We start from the raw sequence: 16,048 nt of genomic DNA on the forward strand, positions 1-16,048 counted from the left end.
GACCGAGCGGAGCGCCCGTATCAAGCCGAAAGACGTGGCCACAGGCGCGCCAGTGCGGCATGCAGCGGCAGCAGCAGGGCGATCCAGTGGCCGTTGCGCTGCGGGTGGACCTGCAGCCACAGGGGCAGGCAGGCGAGTGCGGCCAGAACCGCCACACTCAGCAACACGCCCCAGGTGTGGCGTGGCGGCGTGCGTCCGCGCAGCAGCGTCCAGGCTGCGGGCAACAGCAGCAGGCACAGCGGGTTGAACAACAGCAGGTTGCGGTTGGCCCACATCGCCTGGTGTTCGGTCAAGGCCCAGCCGAGGGCCAGCACCAGCCCAACCAGGCCGCAGATCAGCCACAGCAGCCCGGCCAGTGCCCCGAGCGTGCGCCGATGACGGTCGCCGGTGGCCAGCACCAGCCCGGCCAGCAGGACGCCGGTGAGCAGCCAGGGCCAGACCGGCCAGTCGCGTTCGGCCGGTTCCGGTGCCAGCCGCTGTAGCAGCAGGGTCTCTTCGGCGGCAACCAGCGGGCGTCCGGTGGTGCCGTTGACCTTGCGCAGGTCATCGGCCAGCCGGCGCGGCAGGAACGCCTGCTGCCAGCGGCTCAACGGCTGGTCGGCATACGGCCCCAGCCCGATGTCGAAGGCCAACCACATCCAGGGGGCCGGCGCGGCCAGCCGCAACGCTTCGCTACGGTAGGTGTCGCCACTGGAACGGCCTTGCAGTTGCCGCCGCAGAGCGCCGTCCAGGGTGCGGTCGAGCGCGTCACGGACCCGGGTGGCGCAGTTGTCGGTGAAATAGTCGTAGTGGTAGCGGGCGTTTTCCGGGCGGGCATTGATGGCCAGTGCCTGTGCCAGTGTGCGCGCCTGTGCGGGGGTGAGAGCAAGCCACTGCAGCTTAGCGCCGCGGCCGGCTTGGCGGTAATACGCCAGATCTTCCTGCAGCGGCAGCGCAACCAGCCGGTAGCGCATCTGGCCGGCGATGAACCGGGATAGAAAGTCCGGCTCGTCCGGATCAAAGAAGCCGAAGTTGTAGCTGGTGCGGGTGCCGCTGCGTGGGTCTTCGACCACGATGGCATCGTGGCCGAAGCGTTCCCAGAAGATCGCACCTGGTCCCATCGTGATCACGCCAATCCGCGGCGTGTCAGGCGCCGTGGCGGTGACGGTCTGCGCCGGGCTGGCCCAGGCAATACTGGCCAGCAGTGCCAGCAGCAGGGCCAGGGTGTGCCGCAGCGCCTTACTCGTCGGCATGGACGCTCACGTGCAGGGCATGCAGACGGCGGGCGTCGGCGCGGGCGACCCGGAAGGTAAACCGGCCCAGGGTCAGTTCCTCGCCCGCTTCCGGCAAGTGACCGATGGCCGCGGTCACCAGCCCGCCGATGGTGTCGTACTCGTCATCGGCGAAGTCGGCACCGAAGCGTTCGTTGAAATCGGCGATGGGGGTGAGCGCATCGACCACGAACTGGCCGTCGGCCTGGGCGGCGATCAGCACGCCCTCGTCGGCGGCCTCGTCGTGCTCATCGTCGATCTCGCCGACGATCTGCTCCAGCACGTCCTCGATGGTGACCAGCCCGGCCACGCCACCGTATTCGTCGATGACGATGGCCATGTGGTTGCGCGACTGCCGGAACTCACGCAGCAGCACGTTGAGATTTTTCGATTCCGGGATCAAGACCGCCGGCCGCAGCAGCGAGTGCAGGCTTGCCGGGGTCTCCTGATTGACCACTGCGCGCAGCAGATCCTTGGCCAGCAGGATGCCCAGGATTTCGTCCTTGTCCTCGCCGTGGACGGGGAAGCGTGAATGGCCGGACTCGATCACCTGGCGGACGATGTCCATCAGGGGGGCATCAACAGGCAGCGCCACCATTTGCGCGCGTGACACCATGACGTCGGCAACGGTCATGTCGGCGATATTGATCGCGCCTTCCATCATGCGCAGGGTGTCCGGGCCGATCAGGCCATCGGCCTGGGCGTCGCGCAGAAGTTCGATCAGGTCTTCGCGGCTGGTCGGTTCGCCGGAGAGCAGGGCGCTGATGCGATCCAGCCAGGAACGATGGGGTTTTTCTGATGTGTGGTCGTCGGCGTCATCGTGCGGCCGACTACTGTCATCCTCGGACATGGGAAGCCTTGTTGCGACGGGGGAAAGGTGGAACGGGAAAAGTCTAGCGAATCCGCCGCCGGGCGTGGGCGGGCCGCGGTGTCATGCGTCCAGATACGGATCCGGAATGCCGAGGCCGGCCAGGATCTCGCGTTCCAGCTGCTCCATCGCCTCGGCTTCGCGTGGATCCTCGTGATCCCAGCCGAGCAGATGCAGACAGCCGTGCACGGTCAGGTGGGCGTAATGGGCATTGAGCGCCTTGCCCTGTTCTCTGGCCTCGCGGGCGATCACCGGGGCGCACAACACCAGATCGCCCAGCAGCGGCAGGCGGATGTCATCAGGCAGCCCTTCAGGCAACTCCGCCGGGAAGCTGAGCACGTTGGTGGCGTAGTCCTTGCCGCGGTAGTGCCGGTTCAAGGCGCGGCCTTCGCGGGTGCCGACGATGCGAATCGCCAGATTGGCTTCGCGGATGCGTCCGGCCAGCGCCGCCGCCACCCATTTGCGGAAGCTGACGGCAGACGGGATGCCCGCGCGTGGCACCGCGTATCCCACCGTCACTTCCAGATGCACCGGTCCACGGGTCATGCGCGCATTCTACTGATTGGCCGGCCCGGTGCGATGAACTTGCCTAGCCGGCATTCCCTTCCCGAGCAGCGTCACGGGCCTGATAGGCATTGACGATCCGCGCCACCAACGGGTGCCGCACTACGTCATGGGCTTCGAAGAAGGTGAAACTGACCCCCTCCACCCCGCGCAGCACCTCAAGTGCATCCTTGAGGCCGGAGGTCTGATGGCGCGGCAGGTCGATCTGGGTGAGGTCGCCGGTGATGACCGCGGTGCTGCCGAAGCCCAGCCGGGTCAAGAACATCTTCATCTGCTCGACGCTGGTGTTTTGCGCCTCGTCGAGGATCACGAAGGCGTCGTTGAGCGTGCGCCCACGCATGAACGCCAGCGGGGCGACCTCGATCACGTTGCGTTCCAGCAGACGGGCGACTTTTTCCACGCCCAGCATTTCGTAGAGCGCGTCATACAGCGGGCGCAGGTACGGATCCACTTTCTGGCTGAGATCGCCGGGCAGAAACCCCAGCTTCTCGCCGGCTTCCACCGCCGGCCGCACCAGCACCAGTCGCTGCACCCGCGACTGGTTGAGCGCATCCACCGCCATCGCCACCGCCAGATAGGTTTTGCCGGTACCGGCCGGGCCGATGCCAAAGTTGATGTCGTGCCGGGCGATGGCCTGCAGGTACTTGCGCTGGTTGGGGCTGCGGCCGCGGAGCTGGCCGCGCCTGACGGGGATGGCGATGTCCTGATCGCCCGCCCCGCTGGCGCCGGTGCCGCCGTGGGCGCCCAGGCGCAGATGAATGGCCTGCTCGTCCAGCAGCTCGGTTTCGGTGTCGGCGTACAGATGTTGCAGGAAGCGTTCGGCCTGACGGGCAGTCTCGGCGTCCTCGGCGCTCACCCGGAAGACATGGCCACGGTTGGCGATCTGCACGCCCAGTCGCAGCTCGATCAGGCGCAGGTGGGCATCCAGCGGGCCGACCAGGTTGGCCAGCCGCTCGCTGTCGGCAGGGTCGAGGGTGAAATCGCGGAAGGCCATTGGATCAGTCGACACGGGTCAGCACTTCGCCGCGCAGGGAGTTGCTGAGGGCGGCGGTGATGCGGACATCCACGAACTGGCCGATCAGCCGCTTCGGCGCCGGGAAGTTCACCGAGCGCATGTTCTCGGTTTTGCCGGTGAGCTCGTCCGGGTTTTTCTTCGACGGCCCTTCCACCAGCACGGTCTGTACGCTGCCGACCATGGCCTCGCTGATGCGCCGGGCATTGGCATTGATCGCGGCCTGCAGACGTTCCAGGCGGGCGTGCTTTTCCTCGCTGGAGGTGGTGTCTTCCAGGTCGGCAGCCGGGGTGCCCGGGCGGCGGGAATAGATGAACGAGAAGCTCTGGTCAAAGCCGACGTCTTCGATCAGCTTCATGGTCTTTTCAAAATCCGCCGCGGTCTCGCCGGGGAAGCCGACGATGAAATCGGTGGACACCGAAATATCCGGCCGTACCGCGCGCAGCTTGCGGATCTTCTGCTTGAACTCAAGTGCCGTGTAGCCGCGTTTCATCGCCGCCAGGATGCGGTCGCTGCCGGACTGCACCGGCAGATGCAGGTAGTTGGCCAGCTTGGGAACGTCGCGGTAGGCCTCGATCAGCGAATCGGAGAACTCCAGCGGATGCGAGGTGGTGAACCGGATCCGGCCGATCCCGTCAATCTCGGCGATGGCGCGGATCAGCAGCGCCAGATCCGCCGTTTCGCCGGCATCGCCCAGGGCGCCCCGGTAGGCATTGACGTTCTGGCCCAGCAGGGTGACCTCGCGCACGCCTTGGGCGGCCAGCTCGGCCACCTCGGTCAGCACCGACTCGAACGGGCGGCTGATTTCCTCACCGCGGGTGTAGGGCACCACGCAGTACGAGCAGTATTTCGAGCAGCCTTCCATGATCGAGACGAAGGCGGTGGGGCCTTCGGCGCGCGGTTCGGGCAGGCGGTCGAACTTCTCGATTTCCGGGAAGCTGATGTCCACCTGCGGGGTGTTCTGCTCGCGGCGGGCGCGGATCAGCTCCGGTAGCCGGTGCAGGGTCTGCGGGCCGAACACCAGATCCACGTAGGGCGCCCGTTCCAGGATCGCCGCGCCTTCCTGTGAGGCGACGCAGCCGCCAACCCCAATGATCACCGGTCGCTCACCCTGCTTGAGGTGCTTCCAGCGGCCCAGCTGGCTGAAGACTTTTTCCTGCGCCTTTTCGCGGATCGAGCAGGTGTTGATCAGGATGACGTCGGCTTCCTCGGCATTGTGGGTCAGCTCCATGCCTTCGGCGGCATTGAGCACGTCGGCCATGCGGGCCGAGTCGTATTCGTTCATCTGACAGCCGTGGGTCTGGATGAACAGCTTCTTGGCGCCCGGACGCGGTGACGGGGCGGCAGCAGGCAGCGTGGGCAGGGGGTGTAGATCGGTCATGGCAGACTCCGGGGCGCGGCGGTGAGTCCGGGCCGGACAAGTTAGAGAAGAAACGACCATTCTAGGGAATCTGCGAACACTTCGGAGCTTTCCATCGGTGACGGGGGCGAGGGCGGGCAAGATGCCGATGGCGGCGTTCAGGTTTCCCCCGGGGCGTTGCCACCCGGCCTGGGCCTTGCCAAGCGGGCCGGTGCCGGGACAGACTCGCCGGTATGTGGGGGCGTACGGTCATTGTTCTGCTGTTGCTGGCGTCAGCCGGGCCGGTCTGGGCGGGTCGCGTCTATCGTTGCGAAAGTGGCGATGGCGCGGTGAGCTACGTCAGCAAACGCCCACCCGGCACCACCTGCCGGCTGTTGGGGCAGTTTCGCGCCGGCGCGGTGGCGTCCTCCAAGGCGCCCAAGGCCGTGCCGTCCGCGCCGCCGCTGGCTGAGCTGCCATCGCTGCCGGAAGGTGTCGTAGCACCTGCAACCCCGCCCGGAAATGCCGTACCGGCATCGGCGCCAGCACCGGCACCCGTCACCCCGGGGCCGCGGTTGGTGCGTGGGCAGCTGTATTCGTTCGTCGATCGGAACGGGGTGCGCAATTACACCAGCGTGCGGCCGGCAGGGGTGCCGGCGGCAGCGGTTCGCACGATCGCGTATTCCTATATCGAGCGTTGTTACGCCTGCGGGGTCTTGCCGGGGGTGGATTTCCACCGGGTTCGCCTCAATACCGACGCCTATTCAGGTCAGATCGCCGCGATCGCCCGCGAAGCAGGCGTGGAAGAGGCGATCGTACGTGCCGTCATTCATGCCGAGTCCGCCTTCAATCCACGGGCGGTGTCGCGGGCGGGGGCGCTGGGGCTGATGCAGTTGATGCCCGATACCGCCCGCCGGTTCGGGGTCAGCGACCCCTTCGATGCCGAGCAGAACATTCGTGGCGGGGTGCAGTACCTGGCCTGGCTGCTCAAGCGCTACGGCGGCAACCTCACCCTGGCCGCAGCCGGTTACAACGCCGGCGAGGGGGCAGTGGATCGCTACGGCGGGGTGCCGCCTTACGATGAAACCCAGCGCTATGTGCAGCGGGTCGGGGTGCTGGTGGAGCGCTATCGCGGCGCTTTGCGTGAGGGGGGAAGCCCGCTGCGGGGCGGATTGTCGGCCCGTTGATCGTTCATATACACTTCAGCGTCCCTTGCGCCTGTCGGCGGCAAGGCCTACAGAAGATTTCTTGCACGGAGTGCGGGATGGCGAACGAAGAGGTCAATACCGGTCGACGCCGGTTCCTCACCGCGACGACCGCGGTGGTGGGGGCGGTGGGTGCCGGGTTTGCAGCGGTGCCGTTCATCAAGTCCTGGAGCCCGAGCGCACGGGCGCGGTTTGCCGGGGCCCCGGTCAGTCAGGACATCAGCGCCCTGGAAGAAGGCCAGCAGCTGGTGCTCAACTGGCGCGGTCAGCCCATCTATATCGCCAAGCGCTCCAAGGCCATGCTGGCGACCTTGCCGGAGATGGATCCGCTGGTGGCCGATCCACATTCGGAGGCGTCCAGCCAGCCGTCGTATGCCAAGAACGAGACCCGTTCGATCCGGCCCGAGATCGCCGTGCTGGTCGGGGTCTGCACCCACTTGGGGTGTGCGCCCGAGTTCAAGCCCGAAATCAAGCCGGAGCCGTTCGATCCCAACTGGAAGGGCGGTTACTTCTGTCCGTGCCACAAGTCGCGCTATGACTTGGCTGGCCGGGTGTACAAGGCGCAGCCGGCGCCGCTGAACCTGCCGGTGCCGCCGTATCACTTCGAGGGCGACAACGTTGTCGTCATCGGTGTCGATCCGAAGGGAGCCGCGTAAGCCATGGCCAACATCTTCACCCGCACCGCGCAAGGCCTGATGGACTGGGTCAATGAGCGCGCGCCCGGCCTGATGCCGGTGTACCGCAAGCACATGAGCGAGTACTACGCGCCGAAGAATTTCAACATCTGGTACATCTTCGGTGTGCTGTCGATCGTGGTGCTGGCCAACCAGATCCTGACCGGCATCTTCCTGACCATGCAGTACAAACCGAGCGCGGCGGAGGCCTTTGGCTCGGTCGAGTACATCATGCGCGACGTGGAGTGGGGCTGGCTGATCCGCTACATGCACTCCACCGGCGCCTCACTGTTCTTCATCGTCGTCTATCTGCACATGTTCCGCGGCCTGATGTACGGCAGCTACCGCAAGCCGCGTGAGCTGGTCTGGCTGCTGGGCATGGTCATTTATCTGGTGCTGATGGCGGAGGCCTTCATGGGCTATGTGCTGCCCTGGGGCCAGATGTCCTACTGGGGCGCCAAGGTGATCATCTCGTTGTTTGGCGCCATCCCGGTGATCGGCGGCGGGCTGACCGAGTGGATCATGGGTGACTACAACCCGGGCGATGCCACCCTGAATCGGTTTTTCGCCCTGCACGTGATCGCGCTGCCGCTGGTGTTGCTGTTGCTGGTGGTGCTGCACATCTTCGCCTTGCACGAAGTCGGTTCCAACAATCCGGACGGTGTTGAAATCAAGAAGGGGCCCAAGGGCAACCGCTGGTCGCCCAACGCGCCGGCCGACGGCATTCCGTTCCACCCGTACTACACGGTCAAGGACACGTTCTACGTCGGCGCCTTCCTGGTCATTGCCGCTTTCATCATCTTCTTCGCGCCCACCTTCGGTGGCTGGTTCCTGGAGCATGACAACTTCACCGAAGCCAATCCGCTGGTGACGCCAGCGCACATCAAGCCGGTGTGGTATTTCACACCGTACTACGCGATGCTGCGGGTGGTGCCGTCGTTCTTCGGCATCAAGTTGTGGGGTGTGCTGGTGATGTTCGGCGCCATCGTCATGCTGTTTTTGGTGCCGTGGCTGGACAAGTCGCCGGTGAAGTCGTACCGCTACCGTGGTTGGCTGAGCTGGACCATGCTGCTGATGTTTGCGGTGTGCTTCCTGTGGTTGGCCAAGATCGGTGCCGGCCCGGGTACGGATCCGGTGGAAACCATCATCGGCCGTGTGCTGACCTTCCTCTATTTCGCGTTCTTCATCACCATGCCGGTCTGGTCCAGGCTCGACAAGACCAAGCCGGTCCCGGAACGGGTGACGATGCATGACTGATTCCATTGTTCGCAAGCGCGGGCTGCTGCCCCGCCTGATCCTGGGTGTGGCCACGATGCTGCTGTCGGCGGCAGCACTGGCCAGTGAGGAAGGCAATCTTCAGCAGGCTGGCGTGGACCTCAATGACCGCGCTTCACTGCAACGTGGCGCTGCTCTGTTCATGAACTACTGCAGCGGCTGCCACTCGCTGAAGTACGTGCGCTATGCGCGGATCGCGCAGGATCTTGGCCTGAGCGAAGACGAGGTGATGAACAACCTCAACTTCACCGGGGCCAAAATCGGCGATCACGTGCTGTCGGCGATGCCGCCGGAGCTGGCCAAGGAAGCCTTCGGCAAGGCGCCGCCGGATCTCAGCCTGATCGCCCGCGTGCGCGGCAGCGACTGGATCTACACCTATCTGAAGTCCTTCTACGTCGACGAGAGCCGCCCGGTTGGCTGGAACAACACGTTGTTCCCGAATGCCTCGATGCCCAACCCGCTGTGGTCGCTGCAGGGCATCCAGCAGCCGGTGTATGGCAAGAAGACCGAGTCCGGGGAGCTTCCGGTGGAAGGCTTCACCCTTAGTCAGCCGGGTCGCCAGACCCCGGAGCAGTTTGACCGGACGGTACGCGACATCACCGCTTTCCTGGAGTACGTGGGCGAGCCAGTCGCGCTCGAACGGGAACGGGTCGGGGTGTGGGCGGTGCTGTTCTTGGTGTTCTTTGCCTTCATGGCCTGGCTGTTGAAGAACGAATACTGGCGGGACGTTCACTGACGGGGCATCTTCGGCACGGACGCCCGCTGCAGCGAACGACGCTTGACCGTCGCCCGGCTCTGACGGGTGGCATCGGTGCGTCCGGCGTGGGTCGGACGCGTGGGAGTGGTGCTGATGATGGCTGTGAGTCCGCGCATGCGTAACGCCCTGACCCTGTACTCTGCTGTCGATGATGTGCTTTGCCACCGTGTCCGGCTGGTGTTGGCGGCCAAAGGGGTGACCTACGATCTGGTGCCGGTGGATCCGCAGAATCCGCCGGAAGACTTGATCGATCTCAATCCCTACCATTCCGTGCCGACCCTGGTCGAACGCGACGTGGTGCTGTATGCCGCCAGCGTGGTCAGCGAGTATCTGGACGAACGCTATCCGCACCCGCCGCTGATGCCGGTGGATCCGCTGTCGCGTGCCCGTCTGCGGCTGGCCATGCTGCGCATCGAGCACGACTGGGTGCCACAGGTTCAGGCAATCCAGTACGGCAACAAGCAGCAGGCCGAGGCCGGTCGCAAGCGGCTCAAAGAGTTGCTGACCGCGGCACTGCCGCTATTCAAGGCCAGCAAGTTCTTCCTCAACCCGGAAATGAGCCTGGCCGACTGTGCGATGGCGCCGATCATCTGGCGTCTGGAAGCGCTCGGCGTGCCGTTGCCCAAAGATGGCAAGGTGATCGAGGAATACGGCAATCGCATCTTCCGTAACCCCGGCTTTACCCGCAGCCTGACCGAGCAGGAAAAGCGCCTGCGCGCGATCCCCGATTGATGACCTCCGCACCGATGCAACCCATGACCAGCCAGCGCCCCTATCTGTTGCGGGCGTTGTACGAATGGATCGCCGATAACGGCATGACCCCGCATCTGCTGGTCGATGCTGGCGTGCCGGGTGTGCGGGTGCCGCCGCATGTCATCAAGGACGGGCAGGTGGTGCTCAACATCGCCGAGCGCGCCGTCGGCAATCTGCAGATGGGTAATGACGCCTTGCGTTTTTCGGCACGCTTTGGCGGCGTCAGTCATCAGGTGGTCGTGCCGGTGGCGGCAGTGATCGCGATTTACGCGCGGGAGACCGGGCAGGGCATGGCCTTGCCGCCGGAACCGGCGTTGAGCAATGGCATCGACGAGGCGGCCTCGCCGCCAGAAGATGCGCCGGCGGGATCTACATCGACCGACGGCCCGCCCGATCGCCCGCCGCGTGGGCCGCATCTGCGTATCGTCAAGTAAGGTCTTGCCTTGGTGTGCCCTGCCGCTGTATGCTGCGGTGCAGCATGGCGTCCTGACGACACCTCACGATTGCGAGGATGCCAGCGGGCGCACCACCGCCTGTGCGGCGCGGGTTGGGCCGCTGAAGCCGACCAGCCGGCCCGCCAGCAGGACGATCTGGCCGACATGGCGATCCTGGCCGTCCTCGGAGTACTCGAAGCGGTAACGCCGCTCCAGCCCCAGCCAACCGTCAGGCGTGCGGCGCAGCCGCACGCCGGTGGCGGCGACCGAGTGATCCAGCCACTGCACGCCAGCGGCCTGGCAGGCGTCGCGGCTGATTTCGGCGGCGCGTTCGGCCGCGGCGCGAGCGCGGGTGAAGGCAAAAAAACCGGCGACGCCGATCAGCAGCAGGAGCAACAGGCTGGGCATGCGGTCAACAGGTGGGTGGTGGGCCGAGTTTCAGCGAGAAATCAATGGCGTGCAGGTGTTTGGTCAGGCCGCCGATCGAGATGCAGTCCACGCCGTCTTCCGCGATCGCGCGCACCGTCGCCAGATCCACACCACCCGACACTTCCAGCGGAATGCGGCCATGATAGGGCGCGGCGCGGGCGATGCGCACCGCCTCGCGGCGCGTTGGGCTGTCGAAATCGTCGATCAGGATCCGCGTGCAGCCGGTATCGAGTGCTTGCCGCAGTTCGTCCAGCGTTTCCACTTCGACGATCAGCGGCAGGGTTGGGTGCAAGGCACGCGCGCGGGTGATTGCGGCGGTCACCGAGCCGAAGGCGCGGATGTGGTTTTCTTTCAGCATGACCGCATCGAACAGGGCAAACCGGTGGTTCATGCCGCCGCCGATGCGCACGGCGTATTTCTGCGCCAGGCGTAGCCCGGGCAAGGTCTTGCGGGTGTCCAGGATGACTGTCCCAGTGCCGCGTACGGCGTCCACGTAGCGGGCGGTGGTGGTCGCAGTGCCACTCAAGGTTTGCAGGAAGTTGAGCGCGGCACGCTCGCCGCCCACCAGGGCGCGGCGGCGGCCCTGGAGCGTGGCGATCACCGTTCCGGCGGCGATGCGGTCGCCTTCGGCACAGCGCCAGTCGATCCGTATTTCGGGATCCAGGGTGCGCAGGCAGGCATCGAACCAGGGCCGACCGGCGACGATGCAGTCTTCCTTGCACAGCAGATAGGCGCAGTCGGGGGCATCGTCCAGCAGCATGCCGGTGACATCGCCGGGGCCTAAGTCTTCACACAGGGCGGCTGCCACATTGGCGGCCACGACAGCCGGATCGGGCGGGAGGGCGCTGGGGGTCATGCGGTCGGGAAATCGGCGAGCTGGGCCGTGGCGATGGCCTCCTCCGCCAGCAGCACCGGAATGCCGTCGTCGATCCGGTAGATCCACTGGCGGTCACGCGTCAACAAGGCCTGTTGTAGCGTCTCACGCTGTGGGCTGCCGTCCTGGCGGGTCACGCCACCTGCGGTGATGGCGCGATTGAGTGCCGCAAGTCCGGCGGCATCCAGCAGCGTCAGCGGCTGGCGGGTGGTGGGGCAGACGAGCAGGTCGAGCAGTTTGCGGTCCATTCGGGGCGGGCATTGGCCAGGTGGGCCCGCTAGAATAATCCTTTGCGTGCAGGGGAAGGATCATGTCCACCGCCAACGACAACGGGCCGCTGGTCGGCATCGTGATGGGATCGCGTTCCGACTGGGACACCATGCAGCACGCCGCTGCCCGACTGGAGGCGCTGGGCGTGCCGCACGAGGTGCGGGTGGTTTCCGCGCATCGCACGCCGGACTTGCTGTTTGAGTATGCCGAGCGTGCGGCCGGACGTGGCTTGCGTGCCATCATCGCGGGGGCCGGTGGGGCGGCGCATTTGCCCGGCATGCTGGCGGCCAAGACGGCAGTGCCGGTGCTGGGGGTACCGGTGCAGAGCAAGGCGTTGAACGGGCTGGATTCCCTGTTGTCGATCGTGCAGATGCCGGCCGGGATTCCGGTGGCCACGTTCGCCATCGGCAGTGCCGGGGCCGCCAACGCGGCGCTGTTTGCCGCGGCAATGCTGGCCGCCGACCACCCCGCCATCGGTGAGGCGCTGGCGGCATTCCGTGCCCGTCAGACCGAGGACGTGCTGGCGCATGGCGATCCACGGCACTGAAGGGGCGGGCATGACCACGGTCGGGATTCTGGGGGGCGGGCAGCTGGCCCGGATGATGGCGCTGGCGGGTGCACCGCTGGGGCTGCGGTTTCTGGTTCTCGATCATGTCCCCGACGCCTGCGCGGGGCAGTGTGCGCCGATGCTGTTGGGCGATTACAGCGATCCTGCGGCACTGGCCCAGTTTGCCGAACGTATCGATGTTGCGACGTTCGATTTCGAGAACGTCCCGGCGGAGGCGGCGCAGTGGCTGACCGGGCGAGTGCCGGTGTTTCCCAATCCACGCGCCCTGGCCACGGCCCAGGACCGGCTTGCCGAAAAAACCTTGTTCCGCGATCTGGGGATTCCGGTCCCTCCGTTTGCCGCGGTCGAGACCCATGCGCAGCTCTGTGAGGCAGTGGCCGCGATCGGCACGCCCTGCATCCTCAAGACGCGCCGGCTGGGGTATGACGGCAAGGGCCAGTTCCGTCTCAAAACGCCGGCCGATATCGACGCGGCCTGGGCCGCGCTGGGGCCGCAGGCTGCCAGCGTGGGGCTGATTCTCGAAGGCTTCGTCGCCTTCCAGCGTGAGCTTTCGGTGGTTGCCGTGCGCGGCCGCGACGGCGAATTCCGCGCCTGGCCGCTGACCGAGAACTGGCACGTCGATGGCGTGCTATCGGCCAGTCTGGCACCAGCCCCGGTGGACGAGGCGCTGCGCGACGGTGCGCTGGCGCATGCGCGCAAGCTGGCCGAGGCCCTGGACTACGTGGGCGTGTTTGCGCTGGAGCTGTTCTGCCGCGATGGTGAGCTGCTGGCCAACGAGATGGCCCCGCGCGTGCACAACTCTGGGCACTGGACCATCGAAGGCAGCGAGACCAGCCAGTTCGAGAACCATCTGCGGGCGGTGCTGGGGCTGCCGTTGGGCGCCACGCGTCCGATTGGTCATGCCTGCATGCTCAACTGGATCGGTGATCTGCCCGATGCGACGGCGGTGCTGCGCGAGGCGGGCGGGCATTGGCACGATTACGGCAAATCGCCGCGTCCTGGTCGCAAAGTGGGGCATGCCACGCTGCGCGCCGATTCCCGGCAGGCCCTTGCCGACGCGTTGCGCCGCGTTGGCGAGGCGCTGGGCCGGCAGGCGCAGGTGGCGCCGGTGATTGCCCGACTGGGCTGAACGCGCACAATTCGGACTGCGACGGCGCGACGGCGGGTGCGAGCGTGTGCCAGCAAGAAAAACGGCCGGGTCTTCCCGGCCGTTTGCAGGATGGGGCATCCGCACGTGCGACTTACTTCATGCGGGACGCCACGAAGTCCCAGTTGACCAGGTTCCAGAACGCCTCGACGTACTTCGGACGGGCGTTGCGGTAGTCGATGTAATAGGCGTGCTCCCACACATCGCAGGTCAGCAGCGGGGTGTCCTCGCCAGTGAGCGGGGTGGCGGCATTGGAGGTGCTGACCAGGGCCAGGCTGCCGTTCGGGCGCTGCACCAGCCAGGCCCAGCCGGAGCCGAACGTGCCGACCGCGGTCTTGGTGAACTCCTCCTTGAACTTGGCAAAGCTGCCGAAGGCGGTATTGATGGCCTCGGCCAGCTTGCCGGTGGGCTCGCCGCCGCCGTTGGGCTTGAGGCAATTCCAGTAGAACGTGTGGTTCCACACCTGCGCGGCGTTGTTGAAGATGCCGCCCTGGGACTTGCGGATGATGTCCTCCAGCGGCATGTCGGCAAACTCGGTGCCGGCGATCAGGGTGTTGAGGTTGGTCACATAGGCCTGGTGATGCTTGCCGTAGTGGTAATCGATCGTCTCGGCCGAGATGTGCGGCTCCAGTGCGGTGCGGTCGTAAGGCAGGGGGGGCAGTTCAATCGCCATGACAAATCTCCTTGAGAGAGGGGTGAGCGTGCGGCGATAGCCGCGCAGAGGGCATACAATGCGCCTCCATTGTAGCCGCCATCACCGTTCTAAAGCAGGTGAAGCCGCGTGCAGCGGCGTGCCTGTGAAGTATGCCGGCATCCGTGTCCGCGATACGGGTTGGGCGTGGCGAAGAATCCTTGCAGGAGCTTGCAGTATGACGACCGTGGAAGAACGCATCCGCACGATCATCGAAGATCATCCCATCGTGCTGTTCATGAAAGGAACCCCGCAGTTTCCGATGTGCGGCTTTTCCAGCCGCGCCGTGCAGGCCTTAAAGGCCGCCGGTGCCGGTGATGCGCTCTACACCGTCAACGTGCTGGAAGAGCCGGAGATCCGCGCCAACCTGCCGCGCTACTCCGACTGGCCGACCTTTCCCCAGCTGTTCATCAAGGGCGAGTTGATCGGTGGCTGCGACATCACCGTCGAGCTGGCCGAATCCGGTGAGCTGGCCCGACTGGTCGCCGACGCACTGAAGAAGGATTGAACGTGACGGCACCCTTGCAGGGCTCGGTCATTCTCGTCACCGGTGCCGCGGGCGGGTTGGGCAGCGCCGCTGCCCAAGCGTGCGCCCGTGCCGGCGCCACGGTCGTCCTGCTCGGGCGCAAGGTGGCTCCACTCAACCGGGTGTATGACGCCATCGAGGCAGCGGGCGGACAGGCGGCGCTGTATCCGCTCGACCTGGAGGGCGCCAGCCCGGACGACTACCTGACGCTGGTCGATCGCATCGGCGAGGCGTATGGACGACTGGACGGGGTGCTGCACTGCGCGGCCGAGTTCAAGGGCCTGACCCCGTTGCAGCACACCGACCCGGCCGATTTCGCTCGCGCCATCCATGTCGATCTGACCGCGCGCTGGTGGCTGACCCAGGCCTGCCTGCCGCTATTGGGGCAGACAAAAGATGCGGCGGTCGTGTTCGTGGTGGACGATCCGGTGCGCTCCAGCGGTGCGTTCTGGGGCGGTTACGGCCTGGCCCAGGCCGGTCAAGCGGCGTTGATTTCCATGCTGCAGGCCGAGCTGGGCGAAGGCGGGGTGCGCATCAGCGGGTTGCGCCCGGGACCGATGCGCACCGGGTTGCGGGCCCGTGCGTATCAGGCCAATGCCGATCATGCCGCCCGGCCGGTCGATGCCTATGCGGCGGCCTGCGTCGAGCTGCTGTCGCCAGCCGGCGCCCCATGGCGCGGCAAGATCCGGGAGATCCGCCTGCCATGACCATCGCCTCCGCCGCCCTGTTGCTGTTTTTCATTCTCGACCCGCTGGGCAACATCCCGGTGCTGCTCAGCCTGTTTCGGCACGTGCCGGTTGCGCGTCAGCGCAAAGTCCTGCTGCGCGAGTTGCTGATCGCGCTGGTGGTGCTGATGCTGTTTTTGTGGGGCGGTCAGTACGTGCTGGATCTGATGCACCTGCGGCGAGAGTCGGTGTCCATCGCAGGCGGCATCGTGCTGTTCCTGATCGGTCTGCGGATGATCTTTCCAACCGCCGACGGGGTGATGGGGGATGTTCCGGGCGGGGAGCCGTTCATCGTCCCGTTGGCCATCCCGATGATCGCCGGTCCCTCCTGCATGGCAGCGGTGATGCTGCTGGGCAGTCAGTATCCGGATCGCATGGGGGATTGGATGCTGGCATTGACCCTGGCCTGGGCTGCCACTGCCGTCATCCTGTTTTCGGCGACCTGGCTGAAGCGGTTGCTGGGGACACGCGCCCTGATCGCGCTGGAGCGGCTGATGGGGATGGTCATCGTGGCGCTGTCGGTGCAGATGTTCTTGGACGGCGTGGCCGCCTATCTGCGCGCCATGCCCTGATGCACCTGGTTGTCACAAAGGAGTCACGAACGCCCTTTAGCCTGTGTTAAACTTTGGTGAGCCCGTGCGTCAAGGGATGGCGGCGGGAACCCCCACAAGTCATGGCCCGGAAACC

At 65.9% G+C, this 16,048-nt stretch carries 21 protein-coding genes; 11 read left to right on the plus strand and 10 right to left on the minus strand.

From position 1 onward, the window contains the following. Positions 1-20 precede the first annotated feature (20 nt). From BUA29_RS03465 to miaB, 5 genes are all read right to left on the minus strand, one after another. Positions 21-1,232, minus strand: coding sequence for a lipoprotein N-acyltransferase Lnb domain-containing protein (locus BUA29_RS03465; RefSeq protein ID WP_072755243.1), 1,212 nt, complete (start codon positions 1,230-1,232; stop codon positions 21-23). Then, complete coding sequence (locus BUA29_RS03470) at positions 1,219-2,100, minus strand: CorC family transporter (protein ID WP_072755244.1); 882 nt, start codon at positions 2,098-2,100, stop codon at positions 1,219-1,221. Before BUA29_RS03470 ends, BUA29_RS03465 begins: the two co-directional genes overlap by 14 nt. Before the next feature lie 81 nt (positions 2,101-2,181). After that, positions 2,182-2,664: an rRNA maturation RNase YbeY gene (gene ybeY, locus BUA29_RS03475; protein WP_072755245.1), complete on the minus strand. Its 483-nt coding sequence runs from the start codon at positions 2,662-2,664 to the stop codon at positions 2,182-2,184. A 43-nt stretch (positions 2,665-2,707) separates the two neighbouring features. Beyond that, on the minus strand, positions 2,708-3,676 hold the full coding sequence (locus tag BUA29_RS03480) for a PhoH family protein (RefSeq protein ID WP_072755246.1): 969 nt from the start codon (positions 3,674-3,676) through the stop codon (positions 2,708-2,710). A gap of 4 nt (positions 3,677-3,680) precedes the next feature. Further along, positions 3,681-5,075 carry a tRNA (N6-isopentenyl adenosine(37)-C2)-methylthiotransferase MiaB gene (miaB, locus tag BUA29_RS03485; RefSeq protein ID WP_072755247.1) on the minus strand — a complete coding sequence of 465 codons (1,395 nt, stop codon included), beginning with the start codon at positions 5,073-5,075 and terminating at the stop codon, positions 3,681-3,683. A gap of 212 nt (positions 5,076-5,287) precedes the next feature. On the opposite strand from miaB, the gene BUA29_RS03490 reads away from it, so the two are divergent. From BUA29_RS03490 to BUA29_RS03505, 4 genes are all read left to right on the plus strand, one after another. Beyond that, a complete protein-coding gene (locus BUA29_RS03490; protein WP_072755248.1) occupies positions 5,288-6,220 on the plus strand; it encodes a lytic transglycosylase domain-containing protein in 933 nt (310 codons plus the stop codon). A 77-nt stretch (positions 6,221-6,297) separates the two neighbouring features. Continuing rightward, the gene (gene petA / locus BUA29_RS03495) at positions 6,298-6,894 is read left to right on the plus strand and encodes a ubiquinol-cytochrome c reductase iron-sulfur subunit (protein WP_072755249.1); all 597 of its coding nucleotides are present in this window, start codon (positions 6,298-6,300) and stop codon (positions 6,892-6,894) included. A 3-nt stretch (positions 6,895-6,897) separates the two neighbouring features. Further along, on the plus strand, positions 6,898-8,169 hold the full coding sequence (locus tag BUA29_RS03500) for a cytochrome b (RefSeq protein WP_072755250.1): 1,272 nt from the start codon (positions 6,898-6,900) through the stop codon (positions 8,167-8,169). Then, positions 8,162-8,923 carry a cytochrome c1 gene (locus tag BUA29_RS03505; protein ID WP_072755251.1) on the plus strand — a complete coding sequence of 254 codons (762 nt, stop codon included), beginning with the start codon at positions 8,162-8,164 and terminating at the stop codon, positions 8,921-8,923. The genes BUA29_RS03500 and BUA29_RS03505 overlap by 8 nt, the downstream gene beginning before the upstream one ends. Here the strand turns inward: BUA29_RS03505 and BUA29_RS12210 are convergent. Further along, the gene (locus BUA29_RS12210) at positions 8,917-9,060 is read right to left on the minus strand and encodes a hypothetical protein (protein ID WP_178137887.1); all 144 of its coding nucleotides are present in this window, start codon (positions 9,058-9,060) and stop codon (positions 8,917-8,919) included. The two genes, BUA29_RS03505 and BUA29_RS12210, sit on opposite strands and share 7 nt — an antisense overlap. On the opposite strand from BUA29_RS12210, the gene BUA29_RS03510 reads away from it, so the two are divergent. Further along, entirely contained in the window at positions 9,041-9,676 is a 636-nt protein-coding gene (locus BUA29_RS03510; protein WP_072755299.1) for a glutathione S-transferase N-terminal domain-containing protein, read from the plus strand. The two genes, BUA29_RS12210 and BUA29_RS03510, sit on opposite strands and share 20 nt — an antisense overlap. Beyond that, positions 9,676-10,131: a ClpXP protease specificity-enhancing factor gene (locus BUA29_RS03515; protein ID WP_072755252.1), complete on the plus strand. Its 456-nt coding sequence runs from the start codon at positions 9,676-9,678 to the stop codon at positions 10,129-10,131. Before BUA29_RS03510 ends, BUA29_RS03515 begins: the two co-directional genes overlap by 1 nt. Positions 10,132-10,194: 63 nt before the next feature. Here BUA29_RS03515 and BUA29_RS03520 read toward each other — a convergent pair whose 3' ends face one another. The 3 genes from BUA29_RS03520 to BUA29_RS03530 are packed head-to-tail and all read right to left on the minus strand — an operon-like array spanning position 10,195 to position 11,682. Then, positions 10,195-10,539, minus strand: coding sequence for a DUF3301 domain-containing protein (locus BUA29_RS03520; protein ID WP_072755253.1), 345 nt, complete (start codon positions 10,537-10,539; stop codon positions 10,195-10,197). 4 nt (positions 10,540-10,543) lie between these two features. Then, complete coding sequence (nadC, locus tag BUA29_RS03525; protein ID WP_072755254.1) at positions 10,544-11,416, minus strand: carboxylating nicotinate-nucleotide diphosphorylase; 873 nt, start codon at positions 11,414-11,416, stop codon at positions 10,544-10,546. After that, the gene (locus BUA29_RS03530) at positions 11,413-11,682 is read right to left on the minus strand and encodes a Trm112 family protein (RefSeq protein WP_072755255.1); all 270 of its coding nucleotides are present in this window, start codon (positions 11,680-11,682) and stop codon (positions 11,413-11,415) included. Before BUA29_RS03530 ends, nadC begins: the two co-directional genes overlap by 4 nt. Positions 11,683-11,744: 62 nt before the next feature. Here BUA29_RS03530 and purE point away from each other — a divergent pair, with 62 nt between their 5' ends. Then, a complete protein-coding gene (gene purE / locus BUA29_RS03535; protein ID WP_072755256.1) occupies positions 11,745-12,251 on the plus strand; it encodes a 5-(carboxyamino)imidazole ribonucleotide mutase in 507 nt (168 codons plus the stop codon). A 10-nt stretch (positions 12,252-12,261) separates the two neighbouring features. Next, positions 12,262-13,401 (plus strand): 5-(carboxyamino)imidazole ribonucleotide synthase, encoded by a 1,140-nt coding sequence (locus BUA29_RS03540; protein WP_072755300.1) that lies wholly within the window; start codon positions 12,262-12,264, stop codon positions 13,399-13,401. Positions 13,402-13,513: 112 nt separating this feature from the next. On the opposite strand, the gene sodB is transcribed toward BUA29_RS03540, so the two are convergent. After that, complete coding sequence (gene sodB, locus BUA29_RS03545) at positions 13,514-14,092, minus strand: superoxide dismutase [Fe] (RefSeq protein WP_072755257.1); 579 nt, start codon at positions 14,090-14,092, stop codon at positions 13,514-13,516. A 196-nt stretch (positions 14,093-14,288) separates the two neighbouring features. Here sodB and grxD point away from each other — a divergent pair, with 196 nt between their 5' ends. Genes grxD through BUA29_RS03560 form a run of 3 tightly spaced genes read left to right on the plus strand, consistent with a single transcriptional unit; the run spans position 14,289 to position 15,933 of the window. Beyond that, a complete protein-coding gene (gene grxD / locus BUA29_RS03550) occupies positions 14,289-14,618 on the plus strand; it encodes a Grx4 family monothiol glutaredoxin (protein ID WP_072755258.1) in 330 nt (109 codons plus the stop codon). Continuing rightward, positions 14,615-15,343 (plus strand): SDR family NAD(P)-dependent oxidoreductase, encoded by a 729-nt coding sequence (locus tag BUA29_RS03555; protein WP_072755259.1) that lies wholly within the window; start codon positions 14,615-14,617, stop codon positions 15,341-15,343. Before grxD ends, BUA29_RS03555 begins: the two co-directional genes overlap by 4 nt. Continuing rightward, the gene (locus BUA29_RS03560) at positions 15,340-15,933 is read left to right on the plus strand and encodes a YhgN family NAAT transporter (protein WP_072755260.1); all 594 of its coding nucleotides are present in this window, start codon (positions 15,340-15,342) and stop codon (positions 15,931-15,933) included. The genes BUA29_RS03555 and BUA29_RS03560 overlap by 4 nt, the downstream gene beginning before the upstream one ends. Positions 15,934-16,048: the final 115 nt, after the last annotated feature.

It is taken from the genome of Thermomonas hydrothermalis (genome assembly GCF_900129205.1).
Taxonomy (GTDB): Bacteria; Pseudomonadota; Gammaproteobacteria; order Xanthomonadales; family Xanthomonadaceae; genus Thermomonas; species Thermomonas hydrothermalis.

What these genes read in the sequence shown, in the direction of transcription:
- grxD (WP_072755258.1), top strand. Translation starts at nt 14,289, where the DNA reads ATGACGACCGTGGAAGAACGCATCCGCACGATCATCGAAGATCATCCC.
- petA (WP_072755249.1), top strand. Translation starts at nt 6,298, where the DNA reads ATGGCGAACGAAGAGGTCAATACCGGTCGACGCCGGTTCCTCACCGCG.
- ybeY (WP_072755245.1), bottom strand. Translation starts at nt 2,664, where the DNA reads ATGACCCGTGGACCGGTGCATCTGGAAGTGACGGTGGGATACGCGGTG.
- BUA29_RS03540 (WP_072755300.1), top strand. Translation starts at nt 12,262, where the DNA reads ATGACCACGGTCGGGATTCTGGGGGGCGGGCAGCTGGCCCGGATGATG.
- miaB (WP_072755247.1), bottom strand. Translation starts at nt 5,075, where the DNA reads ATGACCGATCTACACCCCCTGCCCACGCTGCCTGCTGCCGCCCCGTCA.
- BUA29_RS03465 (WP_072755243.1), bottom strand. Translation starts at nt 1,232, where the DNA reads ATGCCGACGAGTAAGGCGCTGCGGCACACCCTGGCCCTGCTGCTGGCA.
- nadC (WP_072755254.1), bottom strand. Translation starts at nt 11,416, where the DNA reads ATGACCCCCAGCGCCCTCCCGCCCGATCCGGCTGTCGTGGCCGCCAAT.
- BUA29_RS03515 (WP_072755252.1), top strand. Translation starts at nt 9,676, where the DNA reads ATGACCTCCGCACCGATGCAACCCATGACCAGCCAGCGCCCCTATCTG.
- BUA29_RS03505 (WP_072755251.1), top strand. Translation starts at nt 8,162, where the DNA reads ATGACTGATTCCATTGTTCGCAAGCGCGGGCTGCTGCCCCGCCTGATC.
- BUA29_RS03500 (WP_072755250.1), top strand. Translation starts at nt 6,898, where the DNA reads ATGGCCAACATCTTCACCCGCACCGCGCAAGGCCTGATGGACTGGGTC.
- BUA29_RS12210 (WP_178137887.1), bottom strand. Translation starts at nt 9,060, where the DNA reads ATGCGCGGACTCACAGCCATCATCAGCACCACTCCCACGCGTCCGACC.
- purE (WP_072755256.1), top strand. Translation starts at nt 11,745, where the DNA reads ATGTCCACCGCCAACGACAACGGGCCGCTGGTCGGCATCGTGATGGGA.
- BUA29_RS03520 (WP_072755253.1), bottom strand. Translation starts at nt 10,539, where the DNA reads ATGCCCAGCCTGTTGCTCCTGCTGCTGATCGGCGTCGCCGGTTTTTTT.
- BUA29_RS03490 (WP_072755248.1), top strand. Translation starts at nt 5,288, where the DNA reads ATGTGGGGGCGTACGGTCATTGTTCTGCTGTTGCTGGCGTCAGCCGGG.
- BUA29_RS03470 (WP_072755244.1), bottom strand. Translation starts at nt 2,100, where the DNA reads ATGTCCGAGGATGACAGTAGTCGGCCGCACGATGACGCCGACGACCAC.
- BUA29_RS03530 (WP_072755255.1), bottom strand. Translation starts at nt 11,682, where the DNA reads ATGGACCGCAAACTGCTCGACCTGCTCGTCTGCCCCACCACCCGCCAG.
- sodB (WP_072755257.1), bottom strand. Translation starts at nt 14,092, where the DNA reads ATGGCGATTGAACTGCCCCCCCTGCCTTACGACCGCACCGCACTGGAG.
- BUA29_RS03560 (WP_072755260.1), top strand. Translation starts at nt 15,340, where the DNA reads ATGACCATCGCCTCCGCCGCCCTGTTGCTGTTTTTCATTCTCGACCCG.
- BUA29_RS03510 (WP_072755299.1), top strand. Translation starts at nt 9,041, where the DNA reads ATGGCTGTGAGTCCGCGCATGCGTAACGCCCTGACCCTGTACTCTGCT.
- BUA29_RS03480 (WP_072755246.1), bottom strand. Translation starts at nt 3,676, where the DNA reads ATGGCCTTCCGCGATTTCACCCTCGACCCTGCCGACAGCGAGCGGCTG.